This window comes from Amycolatopsis sp. NPDC058278 (assembly GCF_042881395.1).
Classification (GTDB): domain Bacteria; phylum Actinomycetota; class Actinomycetes; order Mycobacteriales; family Pseudonocardiaceae; genus Amycolatopsis.
Map to the genome: position 1 here is coordinate 111,915 of NZ_JBHVXZ010000006.1, position 21,928 is coordinate 133,842.

General features: G+C 72.9%; 20 protein-coding genes. 7 read left to right on the forward strand and 13 right to left on the reverse strand.

The window, feature by feature from the left end; genetic code table 11:
• The first annotated feature begins 19 nt into the window (after positions 1 to 19).
• Entirely contained in the window at positions 20 to 835 is an 816-nt protein-coding gene (locus ACFVYA_RS04775) for a siderophore-interacting protein (protein ID WP_387042435.1), read from the forward strand.
• Here ACFVYA_RS04775 and ACFVYA_RS04780 read toward each other — a convergent pair whose 3' ends face one another.
• Together ACFVYA_RS04780 and ACFVYA_RS04785 are read right to left on the reverse strand one after the other, a co-directional pair.
• Positions 836 to 1,645, reverse strand: a complete 810-nt coding sequence (locus tag ACFVYA_RS04780; RefSeq protein WP_387042438.1) for a uroporphyrinogen-III synthase — start codon at positions 1,643 to 1,645, stop codon at positions 836 to 838.
• Positions 1,638 to 2,606, reverse strand: a complete 969-nt coding sequence (locus ACFVYA_RS04785) for a helix-turn-helix transcriptional regulator (protein WP_387042441.1) — start codon at positions 2,604 to 2,606, stop codon at positions 1,638 to 1,640. Before ACFVYA_RS04785 ends, ACFVYA_RS04780 begins: the two co-directional genes overlap by 8 nt.
• A 63-nt stretch (positions 2,607 to 2,669) precedes the next feature.
• Here ACFVYA_RS04785 and ACFVYA_RS04790 point away from each other — a divergent pair, with 63 nt between their 5' ends.
• Together ACFVYA_RS04790 and ACFVYA_RS04795 are read left to right on the forward strand one after the other, a co-directional pair.
• Positions 2,670 to 3,068, forward strand: a complete 399-nt coding sequence (locus ACFVYA_RS04790; protein ID WP_387042443.1) for a DUF3224 domain-containing protein — start codon at positions 2,670 to 2,672, stop codon at positions 3,066 to 3,068.
• Between the two features lie 9 nt (positions 3,069 to 3,077).
• The gene (locus ACFVYA_RS04795; RefSeq protein WP_387042446.1) at positions 3,078 to 4,178 is read left to right on the forward strand and encodes a DNA glycosylase AlkZ-like family protein; all 1,101 of its coding nucleotides are present in this window, start codon (positions 3,078 to 3,080) and stop codon (positions 4,176 to 4,178) included.
• 134 nt (positions 4,179 to 4,312) lie between these two features.
• On the opposite strand, the gene ACFVYA_RS04800 is transcribed toward ACFVYA_RS04795, so the two are convergent.
• From ACFVYA_RS04800 to ACFVYA_RS04850, 11 genes are all read right to left on the reverse strand, one after another.
• Positions 4,313 to 4,975, reverse strand: a complete 663-nt coding sequence (locus tag ACFVYA_RS04800) for a DUF4097 family beta strand repeat-containing protein (RefSeq protein WP_387042448.1) — start codon at positions 4,973 to 4,975, stop codon at positions 4,313 to 4,315.
• Between the two features lie 96 nt (positions 4,976 to 5,071).
• A complete protein-coding gene (locus tag ACFVYA_RS04805; RefSeq protein WP_285988492.1) occupies positions 5,072 to 6,175 on the reverse strand; it encodes a uroporphyrinogen-III synthase in 1,104 nt (367 codons plus the stop codon).
• Positions 6,172 to 6,513, reverse strand: a complete 342-nt coding sequence (nirD, locus tag ACFVYA_RS04810) for a nitrite reductase small subunit NirD (RefSeq protein ID WP_387042450.1) — start codon at positions 6,511 to 6,513, stop codon at positions 6,172 to 6,174. The genes ACFVYA_RS04805 and nirD overlap by 4 nt, the downstream gene beginning before the upstream one ends.
• Positions 6,510 to 9,017 (reverse strand): nitrite reductase large subunit NirB, encoded by a 2,508-nt coding sequence (gene nirB / locus ACFVYA_RS04815; RefSeq protein WP_387042453.1) that lies wholly within the window; start codon positions 9,015 to 9,017, stop codon positions 6,510 to 6,512. Before nirB ends, nirD begins: the two co-directional genes overlap by 4 nt.
• Before the next feature lies 1 nt (position 9,018).
• A complete protein-coding gene (locus tag ACFVYA_RS04820) occupies positions 9,019 to 10,413 on the reverse strand; it encodes a NarK/NasA family nitrate transporter (protein WP_285988489.1) in 1,395 nt (464 codons plus the stop codon).
• Positions 10,410 to 11,837, reverse strand: a complete 1,428-nt coding sequence (locus ACFVYA_RS04825) for an FAD-dependent oxidoreductase (RefSeq protein WP_387042456.1) — start codon at positions 11,835 to 11,837, stop codon at positions 10,410 to 10,412. The genes ACFVYA_RS04820 and ACFVYA_RS04825 overlap by 4 nt, the downstream gene beginning before the upstream one ends.
• A complete protein-coding gene (locus tag ACFVYA_RS04830; protein ID WP_387042459.1) occupies positions 11,834 to 13,882 on the reverse strand; it encodes a molybdopterin oxidoreductase family protein in 2,049 nt (682 codons plus the stop codon). Before ACFVYA_RS04830 ends, ACFVYA_RS04825 begins: the two co-directional genes overlap by 4 nt.
• Before the next feature lie 195 nt (positions 13,883 to 14,077).
• The gene (locus ACFVYA_RS04835) at positions 14,078 to 14,503 is read right to left on the reverse strand and encodes a hypothetical protein (RefSeq protein WP_387042461.1); all 426 of its coding nucleotides are present in this window, start codon (positions 14,501 to 14,503) and stop codon (positions 14,078 to 14,080) included.
• Between the two features lie 51 nt (positions 14,504 to 14,554).
• Positions 14,555 to 15,352: a TIGR02569 family protein gene (locus ACFVYA_RS04840; protein ID WP_387042463.1), complete on the reverse strand. Its 798-nt coding sequence runs from the start codon at positions 15,350 to 15,352 to the stop codon at positions 14,555 to 14,557.
• A gap of 116 nt (positions 15,353 to 15,468) precedes the next feature.
• Positions 15,469 to 17,007: an FAD-dependent oxidoreductase gene (locus tag ACFVYA_RS04845; RefSeq protein WP_387042465.1), complete on the reverse strand. Its 1,539-nt coding sequence runs from the start codon at positions 17,005 to 17,007 to the stop codon at positions 15,469 to 15,471.
• Entirely contained in the window at positions 17,004 to 17,987 is a 984-nt protein-coding gene (locus ACFVYA_RS04850) for a tyrosine-protein phosphatase (RefSeq protein WP_387042468.1), read from the reverse strand. Before ACFVYA_RS04850 ends, ACFVYA_RS04845 begins: the two co-directional genes overlap by 4 nt.
• Before the next feature lie 224 nt (positions 17,988 to 18,211).
• On the opposite strand from ACFVYA_RS04850, the gene ACFVYA_RS04855 reads away from it, so the two are divergent.
• From ACFVYA_RS04855 to ACFVYA_RS04870, 4 genes are read left to right on the forward strand one after another with little or no spacing between them, the layout of a single operon-like run.
• Positions 18,212 to 19,078, forward strand: coding sequence for an LLM class flavin-dependent oxidoreductase (locus ACFVYA_RS04855; protein ID WP_387042470.1), 867 nt, complete (start codon positions 18,212 to 18,214; stop codon positions 19,076 to 19,078).
• On the forward strand, positions 19,075 to 19,731 hold the full coding sequence (locus tag ACFVYA_RS04860) for an SDR family NAD(P)-dependent oxidoreductase (RefSeq protein WP_387042473.1): 657 nt from the start codon (positions 19,075 to 19,077) through the stop codon (positions 19,729 to 19,731). The genes ACFVYA_RS04855 and ACFVYA_RS04860 overlap by 4 nt, the downstream gene beginning before the upstream one ends.
• Positions 19,732 to 19,739: 8 nt before the next feature.
• Positions 19,740 to 20,951 carry a cytochrome P450 gene (locus ACFVYA_RS04865; protein ID WP_387042476.1) on the forward strand — a complete coding sequence of 404 codons (1,212 nt, stop codon included), beginning with the start codon at positions 19,740 to 19,742 and terminating at the stop codon, positions 20,949 to 20,951.
• Positions 20,945 to 21,898 carry a Gfo/Idh/MocA family protein gene (locus tag ACFVYA_RS04870; RefSeq protein ID WP_387042479.1) on the forward strand — a complete coding sequence of 318 codons (954 nt, stop codon included), beginning with the start codon at positions 20,945 to 20,947 and terminating at the stop codon, positions 21,896 to 21,898. The genes ACFVYA_RS04865 and ACFVYA_RS04870 overlap by 7 nt, the downstream gene beginning before the upstream one ends.
• Positions 21,899 to 21,928: the final 30 nt, after the last annotated feature.

Below are 21,928 nucleotides of genomic sequence, written 5' to 3' on the forward strand. Positions count from 1 at the left end.
ATTAGGTTAGCCTCTCCTAATGACGACCACGGAGGCCCTGACCTACCACCGTGCCCGGGTGAGCGCGGTCCGCCCGATCACGCCGCACATGGTGCGGGCGACCTTCGCCGCGGAGAGTTTCCGCGAGGTGCCGGCCGGGGCGCCCGACCAGTACGTCAAGGTGTTCTTCCCGTTGCCGGGGCAGGAAGCGCCGGTGCTGCCGGAGACCGGCTCCGACGTCATGTCCTGGTACCGGACGTACCTGGCGATGCCGGACGACGTCCGGCCGCCGATGCGTACCTACACGGTCCGGGCCCACCGCCCGGAAGCGGCGGAGATCGACGTCGACTTCGTGCTGCACGGCGATTCGGGGCCGGCCTCGGCGTGGGCGTCGCGGGCGGCACCGGGCGACCGGGTGACGTTCACCGGGCCGTACGGGCTGTACGCGCCGTCCGAGACTTGCGACTGGCAGCTGCTGGTGGGCGACGAGACGGCGCTGCCGGCGATCGGCGCGATCGTCGAGCAGCTCCCGCCGGGTGCACGGGCTTCGGTGTACGTCGAGCTGGCGGACCGCGCGGCGCGGCAGACGTTCGAGACGCGCGGAGCGGTGGAGATCCACTGGGTGCTGCGCGGCTCGCGGCCGCTGGGGGAGGCGTTGCTGGCGACGCTGCATGGAGCGGTGTTCCCGGGCGGGACGCCGTACGCGTGGGTGTCCGGCGAGGCGGGAGTGGTCAAGTCGGTGCGGCGGCACCTGGTGCGAGAGCGCGAAGTGGCCAAGGAGCTGATCTGCTTCACGGGGTATTGGCGGCAAGGGATGAGCGAGGAAGCCGTGGCCCGGGAAGCCGTGCAGGCCTGACTACCCCTTGCCGAGCTTCGTGACCAGCAGCTTCACCAGCGCGCCCAGCCGCTGGCGCTCCGGCTGCAGCGTCCTGACGCCCGCCTCTTCCAGGGGCGCCGCCGTCACCGGGCCGACGCACGCGCACACCAGCGGGCCGCGCAGGGCGGCGAGCAGCTGCTGGTAGCGCCCGGACGTGCGGGCCAGCGTCAGGAAGTTCGCCGCGGCCGGGGCGCTCGTGAACGCCAGTGCGTTCAGCTCGCCCGCCACGGCCGCGTCGATCAGGCCGTACACCGGGGTGACGTCCGGCGGCGAATGCCAGCGGTACGGCTGCACCTCCGTCAGCCACGCCCCGGCCTCCACCAGCGGATCGGTGAGCTCCGGCAGCGGCGTCCCGTGCAGCTGGACGGCCACCCGCTGCCCGAGCACGCCCGCCGAAGCGACGGCCTCGAACAGCTCGGCGTTCGACTCGGACTCGGCGGAGAAGAACTCCCGCAGCCCGGCGCCGCGGACCGCGCCCACCGCCTTCGGGCCGCGGGCGTAGATCCGCGACTCCCGCAAGTGGTCCAGCAGCGGCTGCCGCAGGCCCCAGCCCTCGGCCGCGTCCAGCCAGCCGCGGAAGCCCGCGCCGGTCGTGACGACCGTGATGTCGACCGGCGACATCACCAGCTTCAGGGTGGCCTCGTGCAGCTGGGGGTCGGCGTCCAAGGGCACGATGGTGATCGTCGGCGCGTGCCGGACCTCGGCGCCGTAGCGTTCGAGGGCCGCGATGAATTCGCCGGCCCGGCGCTCGGCCGTCACGCCGATGGCGGTGCCGCTCAGCTCACCCATAGAACGCGCCCATCTCCTCGATCGCTTCGGCCAGTTCCGCCCGCAGGTCCGCCGGTGCGAGGACCTCCAGGTGCGGCCCGAAGCGCAGCAGCTCGCCGATGGCCGGTTCGCCCGGCTCCACCGGCAGCTCCACGGTGAGCCAGCCGTCCGCGTCGGGCTCGTTCCGGCACTCCCGCAACGCGCGGGCGCCGACAGAACCTGCGTAGAACGGTACGAGAGCCTGTGCCCGCGGCGAAAGCCGCACCACCGCGACGCGCGGGTACATCCGGCGTTCGAACTGCTCGGACCACTCCTGCCAGTACCGCGCGAGGTCGAACCCGGCCGGCCGCTCGAACACCTCGCCGAGGTCGGTCAGCTCGAGCACCCGCGAAATGCGGTAGGTCCGGTCGGTGCCGTCGCAGCGGCCCGCGAGGTACCAGTTGCCCGCCTTGAGGATCAGCCCGAGCGGCTCCAGCTCCCGTTCGACGACCCGCTGCCCCCACCGTTCGTAGCGGATCCGGATCCGGTGCGACGACCACACGGCGTCGGCGATCGCCGAGAGCGTCGGCAGGCTTTCGATGCCCCGGTGCCAGCCCGGGACGTCCAGGTAGAACCGTTCGGCGACGCGCCCGGCACGGTCGCGCAGCTCGGCCGGCAGTGCCGCGTACAGCTTGAGCTGGGCCGCCGCGAGCACCGTGCCGAGGCCCAGCTCGGCCGCGGCCACGGGCAGCCCGGCCAGCGACAGCGACTGGGCCTCTTCCTCGGTCATCCCGGTGAGCCGGGTGCGGTAGCCGTCGACCAGCCGGTAGCCGCCGGTCCGGCCGCGGTCGGCGTACACCGGGACGCCGGACGCCGAGAGCGCGTCGATGTCCCGGTAGACCGTCCGCACCGAAACCTCGAGCTCTTCGGCCAGCTCCTCGGCCGTCATCCGGCCGCGGTTCTGCAGCAGCAGGAGGACGGACAGGAGGCGGCTCGCGCGCATGGACATCAGTTTGGCAGAAATACCTGACACGAGCTGACAGGTATGCCCGGCAGAGTGATACCCATGAACGTATTCACCATGAAGAACTGGGACGAGAAGATCGTCAGCGGCACCGAAGGCAGTGGCCCCCGGGTGGCCTACGCGCACGCCACGATGGCGTACGACGGGGTCATCGAGGGTGAGTCGATCTGCGATCTTCTGCTGTACTACGCGGGCGAAGGGTACGAAAGCGGCCAGACGACGTCGCCGAGCTTCGAGCGCTTCGAAGGCAAAGTCGACGGTCGTGAAGGGACGTTCGTCGTGCGGCACGAGTACACGTTCGACGCGCAGGGCATCGCCTCGACGTTCGGCGTCGTTCCCGGCTCGGGCACCGGCGGGCTGGCCGGCCTCACCGGCAGCGGCACCGTCGGCGGCACGATGGGCGAGGAGAAGATGGGCTACACCTTCGAGTACGCGTTCTAGGAGCCGCACGTGGACCGCCGTCAGGTACTCGCCTACCGCATCGCCGAGCACGGCCTGCACCGCTCGGCGCGGGACGTCGCCGACCTCGCCGTCGTCCGGGCCGGGCTGCAGGACAGCATGCGCGACACCGCGCTGCTCGCCCTCGCCGCCCGGCTCGACGGCCCGGTGTCCCTGGAGGACGAGCGCCTCGTCTTGGCCTGGACGCTGCGGGGTGCGCCGCACTTCCACCTCCGCACGGACCTGCCCGAGGCGATCCGCGCGCTGATCCCGCTGGACGACGCGGACGCGCAAGCCCGGATGCTGTGGCAGCGCAAGGAGATGGCGGCGACCGGGCTGGCCGCGACCGAGGTGGTCTTCACGGCGGCCGCCGCGCTCCGGAAGGTCGTCACGAAGCCGATGACGAAGGGCGCGGTTTCGACGGCGGTCACGAAGGCGCTGCCGCCGGCGTTCGCCCGCTGGTGCCGCCCCTGCCAGGCCACGCACATCCAGGAACAGCTGATGCGCATCGCGACCCCGCACGCCGGAGTCCGCCTGGTCACGGGGGCGTCGCCGGCGACGCTGGCCCCGCTGGAGGGCCGCGGCCGGCTGCGGAAGACGCCGGACCCGGCCGCGGCGACGGCGGTGATCGAGCGGTACCTGCGGCTCAACGGCCCGGCGTCCCCCGGCGAAGCGGCGGAGTTCGCGGGCACGGCCCGGGCGGTGGTCGACCGGACGTGGCCCGCGGACCTGGCCGAGGTGAAGGTCGAGGGCAAGACCAGGTACCTGCCCGCGGACCGGCTCGAGGCGCTGGAGAACCCACCGGAGCCGGACGTGGTGCGGCTCCTGCCGCCGCTGGACCCGTTCATCCAGGCGCGCGACAAGGCGCTGCTGGTCCCGGATCCGGCGCGGCGCAAGGAAGTCTGGAAGATGCTGGGCAACCCGGGCGTGCTGCTCGCGGACGGCGACATCGCGGGCACGTGGCGCACGAAGGGCAGCGGCGCGAAGCTGACGTTCACCATGACGGCCTTCGACCCCCTGCCCCCGGCGGTCCGCGAGGAGGCGGAAGCCGAGGCGGCCCGGGTGGCGGAGGCGCGCGGCTTCGAAAAGCACGCGATCACCTGGGCCGGCTGACCCAGGCCCGCGGGGGCGCCCCCCGTTTTCCACGCTACCGGAAGGCACCGACAGTTCCGGTTCCCAAGCGCCCCAAGGTGGCCGTGGTTGCGTTCGACGCACCGAAGGCCCCCTGGGGCGCTTGCCGGCCGGCCTCACAGGCTGTGGGCGTCGATGTCGCCGTAGGACGTGGTCGCCTGGATGGACAGAGCCGCCGTGCCCTCGTTCTTGAGGGCGTTGCGGATCCGGCCGTACGTCGTCCCCGCGTCGAGCGTCGCCGAGACCCCCGTTGCCGCGCCGACCGTGATGTCGCCCGCCTGGGTGCTCAGCACCAGGGTGCCGCTCGCCGCCTCGGCGATGCGGATGTCGCCCTTGCCGGTGGTGATCTCCGCCGGGCCCGTCAGCCGGCCGACCGACACGTCGCCCGCGTGGGCCGTCAACCGGAGGCTCGCGGCCTCGTCGAAGACCACCTCGCCGTGGGCGCCCTCGACGGTGACGTCGCCGAGGCGGCCGACGCCCCGCAGCTCCACGCTGGCGGCCTTGGCCTCGACCGAAGACCCGGCGGGCAGCGAAACGGTCACGTCCACCGCGCCGGACGGGCCGAAGTACTGGTTCTTCGCCGCGATCTCGATCCGCAGGACGTTGTCGTCGAAGGACACCGACGCCGCCGAGGCGGCCTTCACGTCGCGGCTCTTCGCCGGGTCGGCGGGGAGCACCTGAACAACCGTGTCCTCGCGCAGGGAAGCGTCGAACCGGATACGGCCGGCGGGGATCTCGAGGACGGTGGCGATCGGGGCGGGGGTGGTGAACTTCTGCATCGGATTCTCCTTGACGAAGTGGTTGGTGAGACCCACCTTCGCCGGGCGCGCTGACACCGGAAGGCCACCGCACTGACACGGCCGCTGACACGCCCGTCAGGCGTCGACAGCCAGCCGGTATCCCCGCTTCACCACCGTCTGGACGACCTTGCCGCCCCCCAGCGACGTCCGCAGCCGCCCGATCGCCGTCTCGACCGCGTGCTCCTCGCCGCCTCCCGGCAACGCCGAGATCAGCTCACGTCGCGACACCACCCGCCCCGGCGACGCCGCCAGCGCCCGCAGCAGCGCCATCGGTGCCGGGGCCACTTCGCGCCACTCGCCGTCCACGATGGCCGCTTGGCCGCGGAGCTCGATCGAATGCCCGCCCGCCCGCAGCCGCGGGGAGCGGGTCACCAGGGTCTCCGCCACCGTCCGGGCCAGCGCGCCGATGCGGGCGCGGTGCGGCTGGACCGTCGGCACCCCCAAAGCAGCCAACGGTCCAGCCGTGATCGGGCCGACGCACGCCGCCACCACCGGGCCGGACAGCGCCGTGACGAGCCCCGGCAGCCGGCCCGTGCGCCGGGCCAGGGCGATGAGCGACGCCGCCGCCGGCGCGCTGGTGAACGGCAGTGCGTGGATCGAGCCGTCCAGGACGCCGTCCAGCAGCCGGTCCACCGGGCCCGGGTCGACCGGGCCGACCCAGCGGTACACCGGGATCTCGATGACCTCGGCCCCGGCCGCGCGCAGCGTGTCCACGAAGTACGGCAGCGGCTCCCCGTGCAGCTGGACCGCGATCCGCAGCCCGTCGACCCCCGACGAGAGCAGGTGCTGCAGCAGCTCGGCGTTGCTTTCCGAAGCCGGCGAATACGACTCCGAAAGCCCGGCCGCCCGCAGCGCGCCGGTCACCTTCGGCCCGCGGGCCAGCAGCGAGGCCGTCGAAAGCCGCGAGAGCAGGGAATCCCCCAGCCCCCAGCCCTCGGCCGCCTCCAGCCAGCCTCGGAAGCCGATGCCGGTGGTCGCGACGACCGCGTCCACCGGAGAGGAGAGCAACGCGGTGGTCGCCGCGTGCAGCTCCCGGTCGTCCGTCAGCGGCACGATCCGGATCGCCGGGCCGTACCGGACGCTCGCCCCCTTGCGCACCAGCAGCGCGCCGAGCTCGTCAGCCCGGCGCGCCGCGGTGATGCCGATCACGAAACCGGCCAGTGGGAGCACATCGCTCACGGGCTCTCCACTTCGACGACGCCTTCCCGCACGCGCACCTCGTACACCGGCACCGAGACGTCCGAAGCGTCCAGGCACTGGCCACTCTCGAGGGCGAAGCGCTCCTTGTAGACCGGCGAAGCGACCACCGGCACGCCGTCCGAGTCACCGACGATGCCGCGCGAGAGCACCGCGGCGCCGCTGCACGGGTCCCAGTTGGACAGGGCGTACCACCGGTCGCCCGGCAGCCGGAAGATCGCCACCTGCACGCCGTCCAGCAGCGCGGCGACCCCCGAGTACTCCGGCACGGCGTGCGCCGCGCACACCGCGGTCCAGGTTCGTTCGATCGACGTCGTCATCGGCGCACCTCCGGGACTCCGAGCATCACGGGAACTTTCTGCTGCCGCTCCTCGCGGAACGAGATGGCCGGGTCGGGCGCGCCCGGCGCGTTGACGAAGGAGGAGAACCGGGCCAGCTTCTCCGGGTCCTCCAGGACGCCCTTCCACTCGTCGGCGTAGTTGTCGACGTGCTTGGCCATCGCCGCGTCGAGGTCCTCGCAGATGCCGAGGGAGTCGTCGACGATCACCGCGCGCAGGTGGTCGAGCCCGCCGTCCAGCTCCTCGATCCAGGGCGCGGTCCGCTGCAGCCGGTCGGCGGTGCGCACGTAGAACATGAGGAACCGGTCGATGGTCCGGATCAGCGTCTCGGTGTCCACATCGGACACGAGCAGGTCGGCGTGGCGCGGGGTGGTGCCGCCGTTGCCGCCGACGTAGAGGTTCCAGCCGTTCTCCGTGGCGATGATGCCGAAGTCCTTGCTCCGCGCCTCGGCGCACTCCCGGGCGCAGCCCGAGACCGCGGACTTGAGCTTGTGCGGCGACCGCAGGCCGCGGTAGCGCAGCTCCAGCTCGATCGCGAGCCCGACGCTGTCCTGGACGCCGTAGCGGCACCACGTCGACCCGACGCACGACTTCACCGTGCGCAGCGCCTTGCCGTAGGCGTGCCCCGACTCGAACCCGGCGTCGACGAGCCGCCGCCAGATCAGCGGCAGCTGGTCCACCGTCGCCCCGAACAGGTCGATCCGCTGACCGCCGGTGATCTTGGTGTACAGGCCGAAGTCGCGCGCCACCTCGCCGATCACGATCAGCTTGTCCGGGGTGATCTCGCCGCCGGGGATCCGCGGCACCACCGAGTACGTGCCGTTGCGCTGCAGGTTCGCCAGGTACCGGTCGTTGGTGTCCTGCAGGGTCATCTGCTCGCCGCCGAGCACGTGCCCGTTGCCGAGGGTGGCCAGGATGGACGCGACCGCGGGCTTGCAGATCGCGCAGCCGCTGCCCGAGCCGTAGCGGCCGATCAGCTCGCTGAACGTCGTGATCCGGGTGGCCTGCACGATCTCGAACAGCTCCGCGCGCGACTGCGGGAAGTGCTCGCAGACGGCCTTCGACTGCTCGACACCGGCCGCGCTGAGCAGCTTGCCCAGCAGCGGGACGCACGACCCGCAGGCGGTCCCCGCCCGGGTGCACGCCTTGAGCTTCGGGACGGTGTCGCAGCCGTCTTCGTGGATCGCCTTGGTGATCGCGCCCTTGGAGACCGCGTTGCACGAGCAGATCTGCGCCGCGTCGGGCAGCGCGTCGACGCCGACCGCGGCGCCGCCGCCCGCCGGGGCGAGGATCGCGCCCGGTTCGGCCGGCAGCGGACGGCCGACCAGCGCCCGCAGCGTGTTGTACTCGGTGGCGTCGCCGACGAGCACCCCACCCAGGAGCGTCTTGCCGTCGTCGGTGACCACGAGCTTCTTGTACGTCCCGGCGACCGCGTCGTTGACGGCGACTTCCAGGGCGCCTTCGGTCTGGGCGTGGGCGTCACCGAAGGAAGCGACGTCGACGCCCATCAGCTTCAGCTTCGTGGACGTGTCCGGCTCCGGGAACGTCCCGCCCCCGCCGGTGAGCTGCGCGGCGACGATCTCCGCCATCGCGTAGCCGGGCGCCACGATGCCGTACACCTTGCCCTCGACCGCGGCGCACTCGCCGATCGCGTAGACCGCCGGGTCGCTGGTGCGGCAGGAGGCGTCGGTGAGGACACCGCCGCGCGGGCCCAGCTCCAGGCCGGACTGCCGGGCGAGGTCGTCCCGCGGCCGGATGCCGGCGGAGAACACGACGAGGTCGACGTCGAGCTCGGTGCCGTTGCCCAGCTTGGCCAGCAGGCGCGAGCCGTCGGCCTCGATGGAGCTGGTGGACGTTCCCGTGTGGACGGTGACGTCCAGCGCCGTGATCATCCTGCGGAGCATCGAGCCGCCGCCCTCGTCGACCTGCAGCGGCATCAGCCGCGGCGCCATCTCGACGACGTGCGGGGACAGGCCCATGTCCCGCAGCGCCTTCGCGGCCTCCAGGCCGAGCAGGCCACCGCCGATGACGACGGCCGAGCGCCGGCCGCGGCCCGGCTTGTCGACGGCCGCCGCGCGGATCGCGTCGAGGTCCTCGATGGTCCGGTAGACGAAACAGCCGTCCAGGTCGTGCCCGGGCACCGGCGGCACGAACGGCCGCGAGCCGGTCGCCAGCACCAGGGCGTCGTAGGAAACGACGGCACCGGACGCCGTGGTGACCGTGCGAGCGTCCCGGTCGACCGACACGGCCAGCTCGCCGAGCCGCAGGTCGACGTGCTCGTCGCCCGCGTAGTCCGAGCCGGGCAGCGCCAGCGACGCCGGGTCCCAGGTGTCCACGTAGGACGTGAGCGCCACCCGGTCGTACGCCGGGCGCGGCTCCTCGGACAGGACGACGATGTGCCAGGTACCGGAGGGGTCTTCCGCGCGCACCGCCTCCACGAGCCGGTGGGCGACCATGCCGTGTCCGGCGACGACCAAGGTGGGCATCTCAGACCTCCGCTCCCGCGAGCGCCAGACCGCGCTCACTCGTGGGCTGTTCGGCGGGCTTCCGCAGGTAGACCGCCCAGGTGACGGCGAAGCAGAGCCCGTAGAAGATCAGGAATCCGACGAAGGCGGGCACGCCGCTCTTGGCGTCGGCGAACGACTGCCGGAAGGCGAGGTTGATCAACAGGCCACCTTCGGCACCGATCGCGCCGGCCAAGCCGATCAGCGCGCCGGACAGCCGCCGGGCCTTGAGCAGCTCGGCCGCCTCCTCGGCGCCGTTCGCGATCGCGATCTTGGCCTTGGCGCGGAAGATCGCCGGGATCATCTTGTACGTCGAGCCGTTGCCGATGCCGGCCAGCACGAACAGCACCACGAACGAGACCGTGAACAGCACCAGCGACTTCGAGGTCGAGGCCAGGATCAGCACGACCGTGGCCGCCGCCATGCCGATGAAGGTGGTGAAGGTGACCTTGCCGCCGCCGATGCGGTCGGACAGCCAGCCGCCCGCCGGCCGCGAGATCGAGCCGAGCAGCGGGCCGAGGAACGTCACCGCGGCCGCCTGCAGCGGGGTGCGGCCGAACTGGTTCTGCAGCACCAGGCCGAAGGCGAAGCTGTAGCCGATGAACGAGCCGAACGTGCCGATGTAGAGGAACGACATCACCCAGGTGTGCGGCTCCTTGACGACCTCGCGCATCGCCTTGGTGTCGCCCTTCATGCTGGCGAGGTTGTCCATGTAGAAGTACGCGAGCACGGCGGCGACCACGATCAGCGGGATGTAGGTGTAGAGCACGATCCGCGGAGCGGTCGCGCCCGCCGTGCCGATCACCAGCAGCCCGACCAGCTGGATCGCCGCGACGCCGAGGTTGCCGCCGCCGGCGTTGAGGCCCAGCGCCCAGCCCTTGTGCTTCTCGGGGTAGAAGGCGTTGATGTTCGTCATCGACGACGCGAAGTTGCCGCCGCCGACGCCGCCGAGGGCCGCGACCAGCAGGAACGTGCCGAGCGACGTGCCGGGGTGCAGCACGATCGCGGCCAGCGTGGCCGGGATCAGCAGGAGGACGGCCGACACGATCGTCCAGTTGCGGCCGCCGAACTTCGCCACGGCGAAGGTGTAGGGCAGCCGCATCAGGCCGCCGATCAGCGTCGGCGTCGAGACGAGGAGGAACTTGTCCGCGGCGGAGAAGCCGTAGTCCTTGCCCATGAACAGGACGATGACCGACCACAGGGTCCAGATCGAGAAGCCGATGTGCTCGGCGAAGACCGAGAACCACAGGTTGCGGCGGGCGATCTTCTTGCCGGTGGACTCCCAGAACTCCTCGTTCTCGGGTTCCCAGTGTTCGATCCAGTGCTTTCCTTGGTGGGCCACGGCGTTCTCCTTCGTGCGGCGGTTCGTGGTGGTCATTGCGCGGCGAGCCAGCTGGCGATGCCGCCGACGGTGTCGGAGCACCCGCCGCATCCCGTCGTGGCTCGCGTGGCCCGCGCCAGTGCGGGAGTGTCGGTGGCCCCGGCCTTCCAGGCCTCGATCAGCCGGCCCTTGGTGACGTTGTTGCAGCGGCAGATCACCGCCGCGGCCGGAAGGTCGGCCGGGCTGGCCGCCGGGGTGGCGCCGGTGGGCAGCGCGCGGCCGAGCAGGACGGCGAGCCGGTCGTCCGGCAGCAGCGTCCCGCGGTCGTGGAACTGGGTGATGGTCGCGGCCGCGTCGGGCAGGCCGAGCAGGATCGCCCCGGTGACGCGGTTTTCGCGGACGACGAGCTTGCCGTACCGGCCGCCCGTCGGGTCGTTGAACGTCAGCACCTCGACGTCGGCGTCGGACGCTTGGAGCTGCGTCTCGCCCAGCGCGGCCAGGTCGATGCCGCGGGCCTTGAGCCGGGTCACGGCGGTCGTGCCGCGGTAGCGGGCGGCCGCGTTGGTGCCGGTCAGGACGTCGGCCAGCACCGACGCCTGCTCCCACGCGGGCTGGATCAGCCCGGCCGGGGCGCCGGGGTGGCGGGCGCAGTCGCCGAGGGCGTGGATGCGGCCGTCGCTGGTGCGCAGGGTGTCGTCGACGAGAATGCCCATGTCGACGTCGAGCCCGGCTTCGGCGGCCAGGCTGGTCTCGGCGCGGACGCCGGCGGCGACCACGACCAGGTCGGCCGGGACGAGGGTGCCGTCGTCGAGCTTGAGCCCGTCGCCGGGCAGGTAGCGGGCGGCGGTGGCGCCGAACTTGAACGTCACGCCCATGTCGGTGAGCTGCCGGGCCAGCACGTGCCCGGCGGCCGCGTCGAGCTGGCGTTCCATGACGTGCCCCAGCGGGTGCACGACGGTCACCTGGTTGCCGCGCCCGGCCAGGCCGCGGGCGGCTTCGAGGCCGAGCAGGCCACCGCCGAGCACGGCGACCGGCGCGCCGAAGCGGGCGGCGTCGAGGATCTTGGCGCAGTCGTCGAGGCTGCGGAAGGCGACCACGCCGGGGCCGGCCTCGAGGCCTTCGACCGGCGGGATCCACGGGTTGGCGCCGGTGGCGAGCACCAGGGCGTCGTAGTCGGCGGTCGTTCCGTCCGCCAGCTCGACACAGCGCTTCTCGCGGTCGATGCGGGCGACGTCGACGCCGAGCCGCAGGTCGATGTTGTGGCGCGTGGCCCACTCGTCGTCGTGCAGGCGAACGCTTTCGGCGCTCATCCCGCCCGCGACGACGGCGGACAGCAGCACCCGGTTGTAGGCGGCGTGCTTTTCCGCGCCGAGCACGGTCAGCCGGACCCGCTCGGCGATCGGGTCGCGGCGGCGGATCTCGTCGGCCAGGCGGGCGCCGGCCATGCCGTACCCGACGATGACGACTTCACGGGGGCTCATGCGGCACCATCCACAGTAGACAGGGAAACGGCACACACCTTGAACTCCGGCATCCGGGAGACCGGGTCGAGCGCCGGGTTGGTGAACAGGTTGGCGCGCTGCTCACCGGGGAAGTGGAACGGGAGGAAGACCAGGTCGGGCTTGAGACTCTGGACGAACCGCACCTTCGCGACGGTCTCGCCGCGACGCGACCGGATCCGGGCCGCGTCACCCTCTTCGAGCCCGGCGCGCTTGGCGGTGTCCGGGTGGACCTCGACGAACACCTCGGGCACGACGTCGTTGAGCTCGTCGATCAGCCGGGTCTGCGCACCCGACTGGTAGTGCTGCAGCACGCGGCCGGTGGTGGCCTGCAGGGGGAACTCGTCGTCCGGCAGCTCGGCGGGGCCGGTGTGCTCGACCGGCACGAACCGCGCGCGGCCGTCCGGGTGGGCGAAGGCGTCGAGGAACATCCGCGGCGTGCCGGGGTGGTCGTCCGCCGGGACCGGCCAGTGCAGGGCCTCGCCCGCGCGCAGCCGGTCGTAGCTGACGCCGGAGTAGTCGGCGATGCCGCCCTTGGACGCGATCCGCAGCTCCTCGAACACCGTCTCGGCGTCGGCCGGGAACCGGCCCTCGGGCTGACCGAGCCGCTCGGCCAGCCCGTTCAGGACGTCCAGGTCGGACCGGACGCCGTCCGGCGGCGCCAGCGCCTTGCGCCGCAGCAGGATCCGGCCTTCGAGGTTGGTGAGCGTGCCGTCCTCTTCGGCCCACTGGGTGACCGGCAGGACGACGTCGGCGAGCGCCGCGGTCTCCGACAGCACGAAGTCGGCGACGACCAGGAAGTCCAGCGAAGCCAGCCGGTCCTGGACGCGCTGCGAGCGGGGCGCCGACACGACCACGTTGCTGCCGAACACCATCAGCGCCTTGGGCCCGTTCTCCTGGCCGAGCGCTTCGAGCAGTTCGGTGGCCGAACGGCCGGGGCCGGGGAGGCTGTCCGCGTCGACGCCCCACACGCTCGCGACGTACTCGCGCGCGGCCGGGTCGTCGAGCTTGCGGTAGCCGGGCAGCTGGTCGGCCTTCTGGCCGTGTTCGCGGCCGCCCTGGCCGTTGCCCTGGCCGGTGAGGCAGCCGTAACCGGAGCCCTTGCGGCCGGGCAGGCCCAGGCTCAGCGCGAGGTTGATCCAGGCGCCGACGGTCGCGGTGCCGGTGGCGTGCTGCTCGGTCCCGCGGGCGGTCAGGATGTAGGCGTTGCGGGCGGCGGCGAGCTTTTCGGCGGCGAGGCGCATGTCGGCGGCCGAGACGCCGGTGACGCGCTCGGCGCGCTCCGGCCACCAGCTCGCGGCGATCCGCCACATCTCCGCGAAGCCACTCGTCCGGTCGTCCACATAGGACTGATCGAGGTGACCTCCTTCGACCACGGCGTGCAGGATGCCCAGCGCCAGCGCGAGATCCGTGCCGGGCGCGGGAGCGAGGTGCAGGCTGGCCAGTTCGGCGGTCGGGGTGCGCCGCGGGTCGACGACGATCAGGTCGGTGCCGCGCAGGTGCTGGGTGAACGGCGGCATCGTCTCGGCCGGGTTTGCCCCGGCGAGCAGCACGACGTCGGCGTTCTTCAGATCCGTGACGGGGAACGGCATCCCGCGGTCGGCTCCGAAGGCCTTGATCCCGGCCGCGGCGGCCGAGGACATGCAGAACCGGCCGTTGTAGTCGATCTGCGAGGTGCCGAGCGCGACGCGGGCGAACTTGCCGAGCAGGTAGGCCTTTTCGTTGGTCAGGCCGCCGCCGCCGAAGATCGCGACCGCGTCCGGCCCGTGCCCGGCCTGGATCGCTTCCAGCTTCCGGGCGATGTGGTCGAGGGCGAAGTCCCAGCTGACCGGCTCGAGCGCGCCGTTCACGCGCAGCATCGGGGTGGTCAGCCGCTTCGGGCTCGTGAGGAGGGCGCCGGAGGTCCAGCCCTTCTGGCACAGGCCGCCGGCGTTGACCGGGAAGTCCCGCGGCGTCACGCGGGCGCCGTCGAGGCTCATCCCGCACTGCAGGGCGCAGTACGGGCAGTGGGTGTCGACCTGCGGCATCGGGCACCTCCTCGGCGGTTCGGGCTTGCCCTGACGCTAAGGAGGCCTTGTTAACCGGATTCGACCGAATGTTTCAGGCAGTTGACATTGCGGCGGTGTTTCCGGCGCCCGTCCGGTGAGATCGGCGTCCACGGACCGGGAGTCGGGAGGTCAGCGGCGCTTTACCCGAGATGTCCCGCGATCTTGCGACCTCGGTCACAAGCGACCCACGCCGTCCTGCTCGAACAGCCGCCGTTCGAACCACCGCTGCCCGTCGTTGAGCGGGTCGGGCAGCGTCTGCGCCGCGAACCGCCGGTCGATCCGGGACAGCGCGACGCCGATCAGCGCCCGCTCCCGGCGCGGCAGCTTCTCCAGCACTTCGGCGAGCTCCCGGCGCGTGCCGACCGGATCGACCAGGGGGTGCGGGGACACCGGCAGGATCAGCCGGAACGGCGGCCGGGTGCCCTCCTCCCAGTCCTGGAGCAGGTCGGCGACGCAACCGGGCGAGTAGCCGGCGGCAACTTCGGCGAAAGCGAGCTGCCGCATGGCGCGGCGGGAGACGTAAGAGATCTTGTCCGGCGGCGGACCCGCGACATCGAGTCGCCGGGCACGGCGCAGGCTTCCGGGGCGCCTACGCGGCATGGCCCTTTCGGTAAGTGATCACCCAGCCATCATCCCGGAGGGGCGCGCGGGTCACAAGACCCCGGAGACCTCGCGGGCCGCCGCGCGCAGGCCGTCCAGCGATGCCTGCGTCGAACGCGGGTTCAGCGCGTTCGACGCCAGCCGGAACAGCACCGCGCGCAGCAGCAGCTGCGGCCACTCCGGCAGGTGCGCCCAGCGCTCCAGGAGGTCGCGGCCCGCGCCGCCCCAGGCGAGCGCGTCGACCGCGACGATCGCCGCGCCGTACTCGCCCGGGCGGTAGTACGGCACGAAGTCGACGACGCCGGGGACGTCGTCGACGTCGAACAGCAGGCCCGCCAGCAGCTCGCCGTGGGCCACCTGCGACGGCAGCCGGATCGGGCGGCGGGCGCCGGCGAGGACCTCGAACCAGCGGCCGCCCTTGGTCTCGTCCAGGGGCACCTCGAGCTCCTCCCAGGCGATGCGGTCGGCGACCGCGTCGACGTCGGTGCGCGCGTCGAGGAACTCCGGCCGCGGCAGGCCGGCCGTGGCCCGGTGCAGCTTCACCGCCGCGAGCACCGACGCGTCACCGCGGTGTTCCGGCGTGCCGGAGACGAACCGCGACGCCGTCCAGCCGCCGACGATCCAGCGGCCGTCGGTGGACCGGACCGGCTTCCCGACCCGCAGCCCCGGCTCGCGGACGTAGTCGAGTGCGTGGGCGGTCCACAGCGTCCTGACCTTGTCGGTGACCGGCTTGAGCACGAGGTCGCCGCAGCGCCACGCGGTCGAGTCCGGCAGGCGTTCGCCGCCGTCGGCGGGGCCGCCGAAGGCCGCGCAGACGTGCGCCGGAGGACGTTCGAGGGTTGACCGCACGTGCGTGACGTTACCCGGCCGGGTGTTCCCCGATCGAGAAGACGCGCTGGTCACACAGGGTTTCTCCACTCCGGCGAAACGCCGTGGATGGGGCCCCCCCCCCCCGCGGGGGCCGATCAGCGCCGCGCAAAATAGATCTGGGGCGGGGGGGCGTGGTCTTGGTTGCGCCCCCCCGCCACCCCCCCCCCCGCCCCCCCCAGCAGCGCGCCGGTGGCGGTGATGCCGTGCCGGGCGAGCTGGGTGCCTTCGAGCACGGAGGACTGGAGCCCGGTGTCCACCTCGGTGCCGGTGAGCAGGACGTACTCGCGGCCGTAGCGGTCGAGGGTGGACCCGCTGCCGAGCGGCAGGTGCGGCGCCCGCGTGCCCGGCTGCCCGGTCAGCTCCGCGGGCTCCAGCGCCACCGGTCCGTCGCCGTCGGCGAACGGGCCCGGGTAGCGGTACCCGAACACCGCGGCGTCGTACGGCACCAGTGAGTGCCCGGCGGGCGCGGCCACCTTGGCCCCGCCCCGCGCGTTCATCAGCAGCAGCGCCTGCCCCAGGGTGAACTCCGCGACCGGACGGCGCTCGGCGTCGTAGGTGTCCAGCAGCGCCTCCCCCGCCCGGCCGCTCAGCACGTGCGCGAGCTTCCAGGCCAGGTTGTGCGCGTCCTGGATGCCGGTGCCGGCGCCGAACGCGCCGGTCGGCGGCATGACGTGCGCGGCGTCGCCGACGAGGAACACCCGCCCGGCGCGGTAGGTGTCCGCGACGAGCGCGCCGACTTCGTAGCCGAGCACCCGCACGCCGTTCTCCAGCTGCGGGACGAGGGAGACCGGCAGGTCCGGCACGCCGGTCGCGGCCCGGATCGCGGCCACGCAGCGCTCGTCCCCGAAGTCCTCGATGCGCTCGCCGCGCTCGGGGAAGTACGGGGTGTTGAACACCCAGCGCCGGTCGCCGCCGTGCGGGAACAGCACCGTGCCTTCGGCGGGCGTGGTGAGGTGGCACGACGCGACGAACCGGCCGTTCGCCGGGTCGTGGCGACCGCGCATCGGCCCGGACAGGTCGGCGTCGAAGACCATGCTCGCGACGTGGCTGAGCCTGCCGGGACCGTGCCGGCCGATGCCGAGCAGCGACCGCACCGTGCTGCCGTTGCCGTCGGCGCCGATCACGTAGGCGGCCCGGATCTCGCACTCGCCACCCACCGTGGACACGGTGGCGGTGACCCCGGCTCCGTCCTGCTCGAGCCCGACGAGCCGGTGCCCGAACCGCACGTCCGCGCCGAGTTCCCCGGCCCGCTCCCGCAGCACGCGCTCGAGCCGGTCCTGGTCGATCATCCCCCAGCCGGACGGGCTGACCTCGGCACCGCCACCCGCGTCGGCGGGCGGTCGCTGTTCGGTGCGGCTGAGCTCCTCGCCGGCCAGGGTCACCGCGCGCAGGAGGTACACCGAGGGCAGTTCGCTCACGTAGCCGCCGCTGTCGGTGACCGCAGACGCGAGACCGACCTGGCGGAGCAGCTCCGCCGTCCGGGGGTTGATGCTGCGGGCCCGCGGGTGGATCAGCGTCCCGGAATGCCGCTCCACCACGGCGGTGCGCACGCCGAGCCAGGAGAGGAAGGTGGCGGCGGCGAGCCCGGTCAGCCCGCCGCCGGCCACCAGGACGTCCACAGTGGTCGTCTTCACCGCGGGGCCTCCAGCAACGCGTGCCGCAGCTGCCGGGTCAGCCGGTCGGTGACGCCGAGCGCCGCGAGGTAGGCGGGGAACGAACCGTAGTCGCGGGCGACCTGGTCGTAGGCCGCGTCGAGGTAGGTGATCGCGGTGCCGGAGGACATCAGGTAGTCCTGGCGGACGACGTCGTCGGGCACCCCGAGCACCTTGAGCAGGATCACCGTCATCCAGCCGGTGCGGTGGTTGCCACCGGTGCAGTGGTAGAGCAGCGGGCGCTGACCGGCGTCGGCGATGTGGGCCAGCGCGTCGGCGAACTGGTGGCCCAGGTTCGGGTTCGAGACCAGCAGCCGGTAGTTGTCCATGATCGGATCCCCGGTGGACGGCGGCGTGTCGGGGTCCGGCGGCACCGCCTGGTCCGGGTCGCCGACCGGTTCCGCGACGTGCGTGACGCCGGCCGGAATCGGGTCCGGGCCCTCGGCGGCCGCTTCCGCGGTCGAGCGGAAATCCACGTCGTCCTTGATCCCCAGGCCGGCGAGCTCTTCGCGGCCGGTCGCGGTGGCGGGCGTCAGCCGCGCGGTGCGGAAGATCGTGCCCCACCGGATGCGCAGGCCGTCCGCGGCCGGGTAGCCGCCGAGATCGCGGGCGTTCTTGACGCCGTCGAGGTCGACCAGCTTCGCGGCCACCCCCTCCCCCAGCCTCGCCCCGCCGGGCACGATGGTGAAGTACCAGCGGGACGTCGGCGCCAGGCCGGTCACGGTCACCGCCCCCGCGGCGTCCTTCGCGACCAGCACGCCGTCCTGCGCCTTTTCGATCGGGTGGGTGGCGGCGTACACCGACGCCGAGCGGACGTCGTTCGCGGGTGACCAGCTCAGCTGGTAGCTGCCGTCGGCGGCCCGCATCGCCGTGGCACCGGCGATCGGCAGCGTCCGCGGATCACAGGCGAACGCGGAAGCACCGCCGGCCAGGACGGCGGTGGCGGTGAAGACGGCCGTCACCACCCCACCTCGCCGCAGGGACAAGCGCAACATAACGGTCTTCTTCCTCTAAATGGATACACGGGCGGGACACGCGCGCGGCCCCAGGCTCGTCACCACCGGTCGAAGCGCGTTGGGACCCGGCTCGACGGCGCGGCCGGGAGTCCCAGCCGGGTCCCAACGAGGTTCGAGTCCGCGCGCCGACCATGCGAGGCGAAGCTGCCACCGGAAGACTGGAGACCGGCATGCGGATCGGGGTCGGCCTGCCCGCGATGGTTCCGGGCACCCGCGGCGCGGACCTGCTCGGCTGGGCCGTGACGGCCGAGGCGAGGGGCTTCTCGACGCTCGGGGTGCTCGACCGGATCGTCTACCCGAACCACGAGCCGCTCACCACGCTGGCGGTCGCGGCCGGAGCGACGCGCCGGATCCGGCTGTCCACCACGGTGCTGCTCGGCGCGACCCGCAACCCGGCCGTGCTGGCCAAGCAGGCGGCGACCCTGCACGAGCTGTCCGGCGGGCGGCTGGAGCTCGGGCTCGCCGCGGGCGGGCGGCGCGACGACTTCGACGTCACCGGCACGTCGTTCACCCGGCGCGGCCGGAACCTGGACGAGCTGATCACCACCTTGCGCCGGACCTGGCGCGACGGCGAGATCGGCCCCACCCCCGCGACGCCCCCGCCGGTGCTGCTCGGCGGGCACTCCGAGGCGGCGATGCGGCGGGCCGCCGCGAGCGCGGACGGGTGGATCTCCGGGAGCGGCTCGGCCGAGCCGTACGCCGACCGGCTCACCCGGCTGCGCAAGGCCTGGGCCGAGGCCGGCCGCACCGACGAACCCCGGCTGGTCGCGCTGGCCTATTTCGCGCTCGGACCGGACGGGAGCACGCTGGCCCGCGCCTACCTCGGCGGCTGCTACCGCGGAATGGGCCGCTACGCCGAGCGGGTCATCGGCGAAACGCTGCTCACGCGGGAGGCGCTCGCCAGCACCGCCGCCGAGTACGCCGACGCCGGCTGCCAGGAGCTCGTGCTCTTCCCGTGTTCGGCCGAACTTCACCAGCTCGACCTGCTCACCGAGGCCCTGTCCGGTACGGGCCTGCTCGGTGAGGGGCTGTCGTGAGGGCGCTGGTCACCGGGGCGGGGCGCGGCATCGGGCTCGCGGTCTGCCGTCACCTCGCCGCCGCCGGCTTCGAGGTCGTCGCGTCGGCGCGGCACCTCGCCGACGCCGAGGCCGCGGGAACCGGCCGGGCGGTGCGGCTCGACGTCACCGACGCCGGCTCGGTGGCCGCCGCGCTCGAGCAGGCCGGCCCGGTCGACATCCTGGTGAACAACGCCGGGGTGCTCCTCGACGCCGGTGCGCCGCCCGAGTCCGTCCCGCCCGAGCTCGTCGCCGAAACCCTGGCGGTCAACGCACTCGGCGCGCTGCGCGTGTCCCAGGCCGTGCTGCCGGGCATGTTCGACCGCGGCTGGGGCCGGATCGTCATGGTGTCGAGCGGCACCGGGGCGTTCAGCCACGGCCTGTTCACCGGCGCACCGGCCTACGCCCTGTCCAAGACCGCGCTGAACGCGGTGACCGTGCTGCTCGCGAACTCCGCGCGCGGCCGCGGGGTCCTGGTCAACGCGGTCAACCCCGGCCGGGTGCGCACCCGCATGATGCCCGAGGCCGACGGGGACCCCGCGACCGCGGCCGCCGACATCGCCTGGGCCGCCACGCTGCCCGACGACGGGCCGACCGGCACCTTCTTCCGTTCCCGCGAACCGATCGATTGGTGAGGATCCCGATGACCGAAGCCGTGACGGCACTGCCCGCGTTCCCCTTCCGCGTGCGCACCCCCGGGGAAGCGCTCGACGAGTACTCGAAACTGCGCGGGCGGGCGGCGGTGACCCGGGTCCGGCTGCCCGGCGGCCACGAAGGCTGGCTCGTCCTGCGCCACGCCGAGGTCAGGACCGTCCTCACCGACCTGCGGTTCAGCAAGGAAGCGATGACCAGGCCGGACGCGCCGAGGCTGATCCCGGTGCACCGCGGCTCGCGGTCGCTGGTGAACCTGGACCCGCCGGACCACACCCGGTTGCGCAAACTGGCCTCGCGCGAGTTCACCCAGCGGCGGGTCGACACGCTGCGGCCGCGGATCGAGGAGATCACGGCGGGTCTGGTCGACGCGATGACAAGCAGTGCGCAGACCACCGCCGACGCGGTGACCGCGCTGGCCCTGCCGCTGCCGATCACGGTGATCTGCGAACTGCTCGGCGTCGAACCCGCCGAACAGGCGCAGTTCCGGCAGTGGGGCGACAAGGTGCTCACCGTCGGCGGACCGGGCGCGGACGCCGACGCGGCGCGCGAGGCCGCCGGTGCGCTCATGGGCTACCTCACCGGGCTGATCGAGCGCAAGCGCGCCCGGCCGGGCGAGGACCTGCTGACCCGGCTGCTGCAGGCCCAGGAGGACGGCGACTCGCTCGACGACGGGGAACTGCGCACGCTCGCGATGACGGTCCTGATCGCCGGCTACCACACGACGGTCAGCGCGGTGTCGCACCTTCTCGTGCACCTGCTGGAAGACCCGGCGCGGTACCAGTCCATCGTGGACGATCCGGAACTGATCGGCACCGCCGTCGAAGAGGCACTGCGCTACAGCCAGGTCGCCGGCGGGTTCGGCTCGATGCGGATCGCGCTCGAAGACGTCGAGCTCGGCGGGGTGACCATCCGGGCGGGCGAGCCGGTGATCCCGCTGATCAACTCCGCGAACCGCGACGAATCCGTGTTCGCGGCGGCGGACGAGCTCCGGCTGGACCGCACCGACAACCCGCACCTGGCCTTCGGCGCGGGCATCCACTTCTGCCTCGGTGCCGCCCTCGCCCGGCTGGAACTGCGGGTGCTGCTGGAAACCCTGGTGGCCCGGCGGATCCCGCTCGCACTGGGCATCCCGGTGGACGAGCTGTCGTGGCACCTCGCGACCGCGTTCCCCCGCCCGGCCGAGCTGCCGATCCGATGGTGACCGCGCCGAGGTTCGGCATCCTGGGCTGCGCCGACATCGCCGCGCGCAAGACGGCGCCGGCGATGGCCGCCGCGGGCCTGCGGGTCACCGCGGTGGCGAGCCGGTCGGCGGCGAAGGCGGCGGCCTTCACCGCCCGGTTCGGCGGCGAGGCCGTGACCGGCTATGCGGCGCTGCTGGAGCGGCCGGACGTCGACGCGGTGTACATCCCGCTGCCGATCGCGCTGCACCAGGAATGGGCGGAGGCGGCCCTCGAAGCGGGCAAGCACGTGCTGGTGGAGAAGACGGCGACGATCGGGACGGCCGCGGCCGCGCGGCTGGTCGAGCTCGCGACCGCGCGTGGGCTGGTGGTGATGGAGAACTTCGCCTTCCCCCACCACTCCCAGCACGCCGAGGTGGCGGAGCTGGTGAGCAAGGGCGTGGTCGGCGAGCCCCGCCTGATCACCGCGGACTTCGGCATCCCGCCGACGGCACCGTCCGGGATCAAGTACTCCTCCGTCCTCGGCGGCGGCTCGCTGCGCGAGACCGGGTGCTACCCGATCCGGGCGTCCTGGCCCTACCTCCGCACCCCCGAGGTGGCCGGCGCGGTGCTCGTGCGCTCCGGCGAGGTGGACGTGTCCGGCAGCGCGCTGCTGAGCGACGGGAAGGTGGCGGCCCAGTGCTCGTTCGGGTTCGTGCACACCTACCGGAGCACGATGTCGGTGTGGGGCAGCGAAGGCCGGCTGACGTTGGACTGGGCGTTCACCCCGCCGGCCACGACGCGCCCGGTGCTGCGCCTGGAGTCCCAGGACGTGCGGGAAGAGCGGACTCTCCCGGCGGACGACCAGTTCCGCAACGTCCTGCTGCACTTCGCGAGCCTGATCGGCGACCCGGCCGGACGCGCCCTCGAGTACGAAACGCTGCTCACCCAGGCCCGGCTGCTCGAACAGGTCGTCGCGCGGGCGTCGTGAACCCGCTCGTGCACCGTGTCGTGGGTGGCG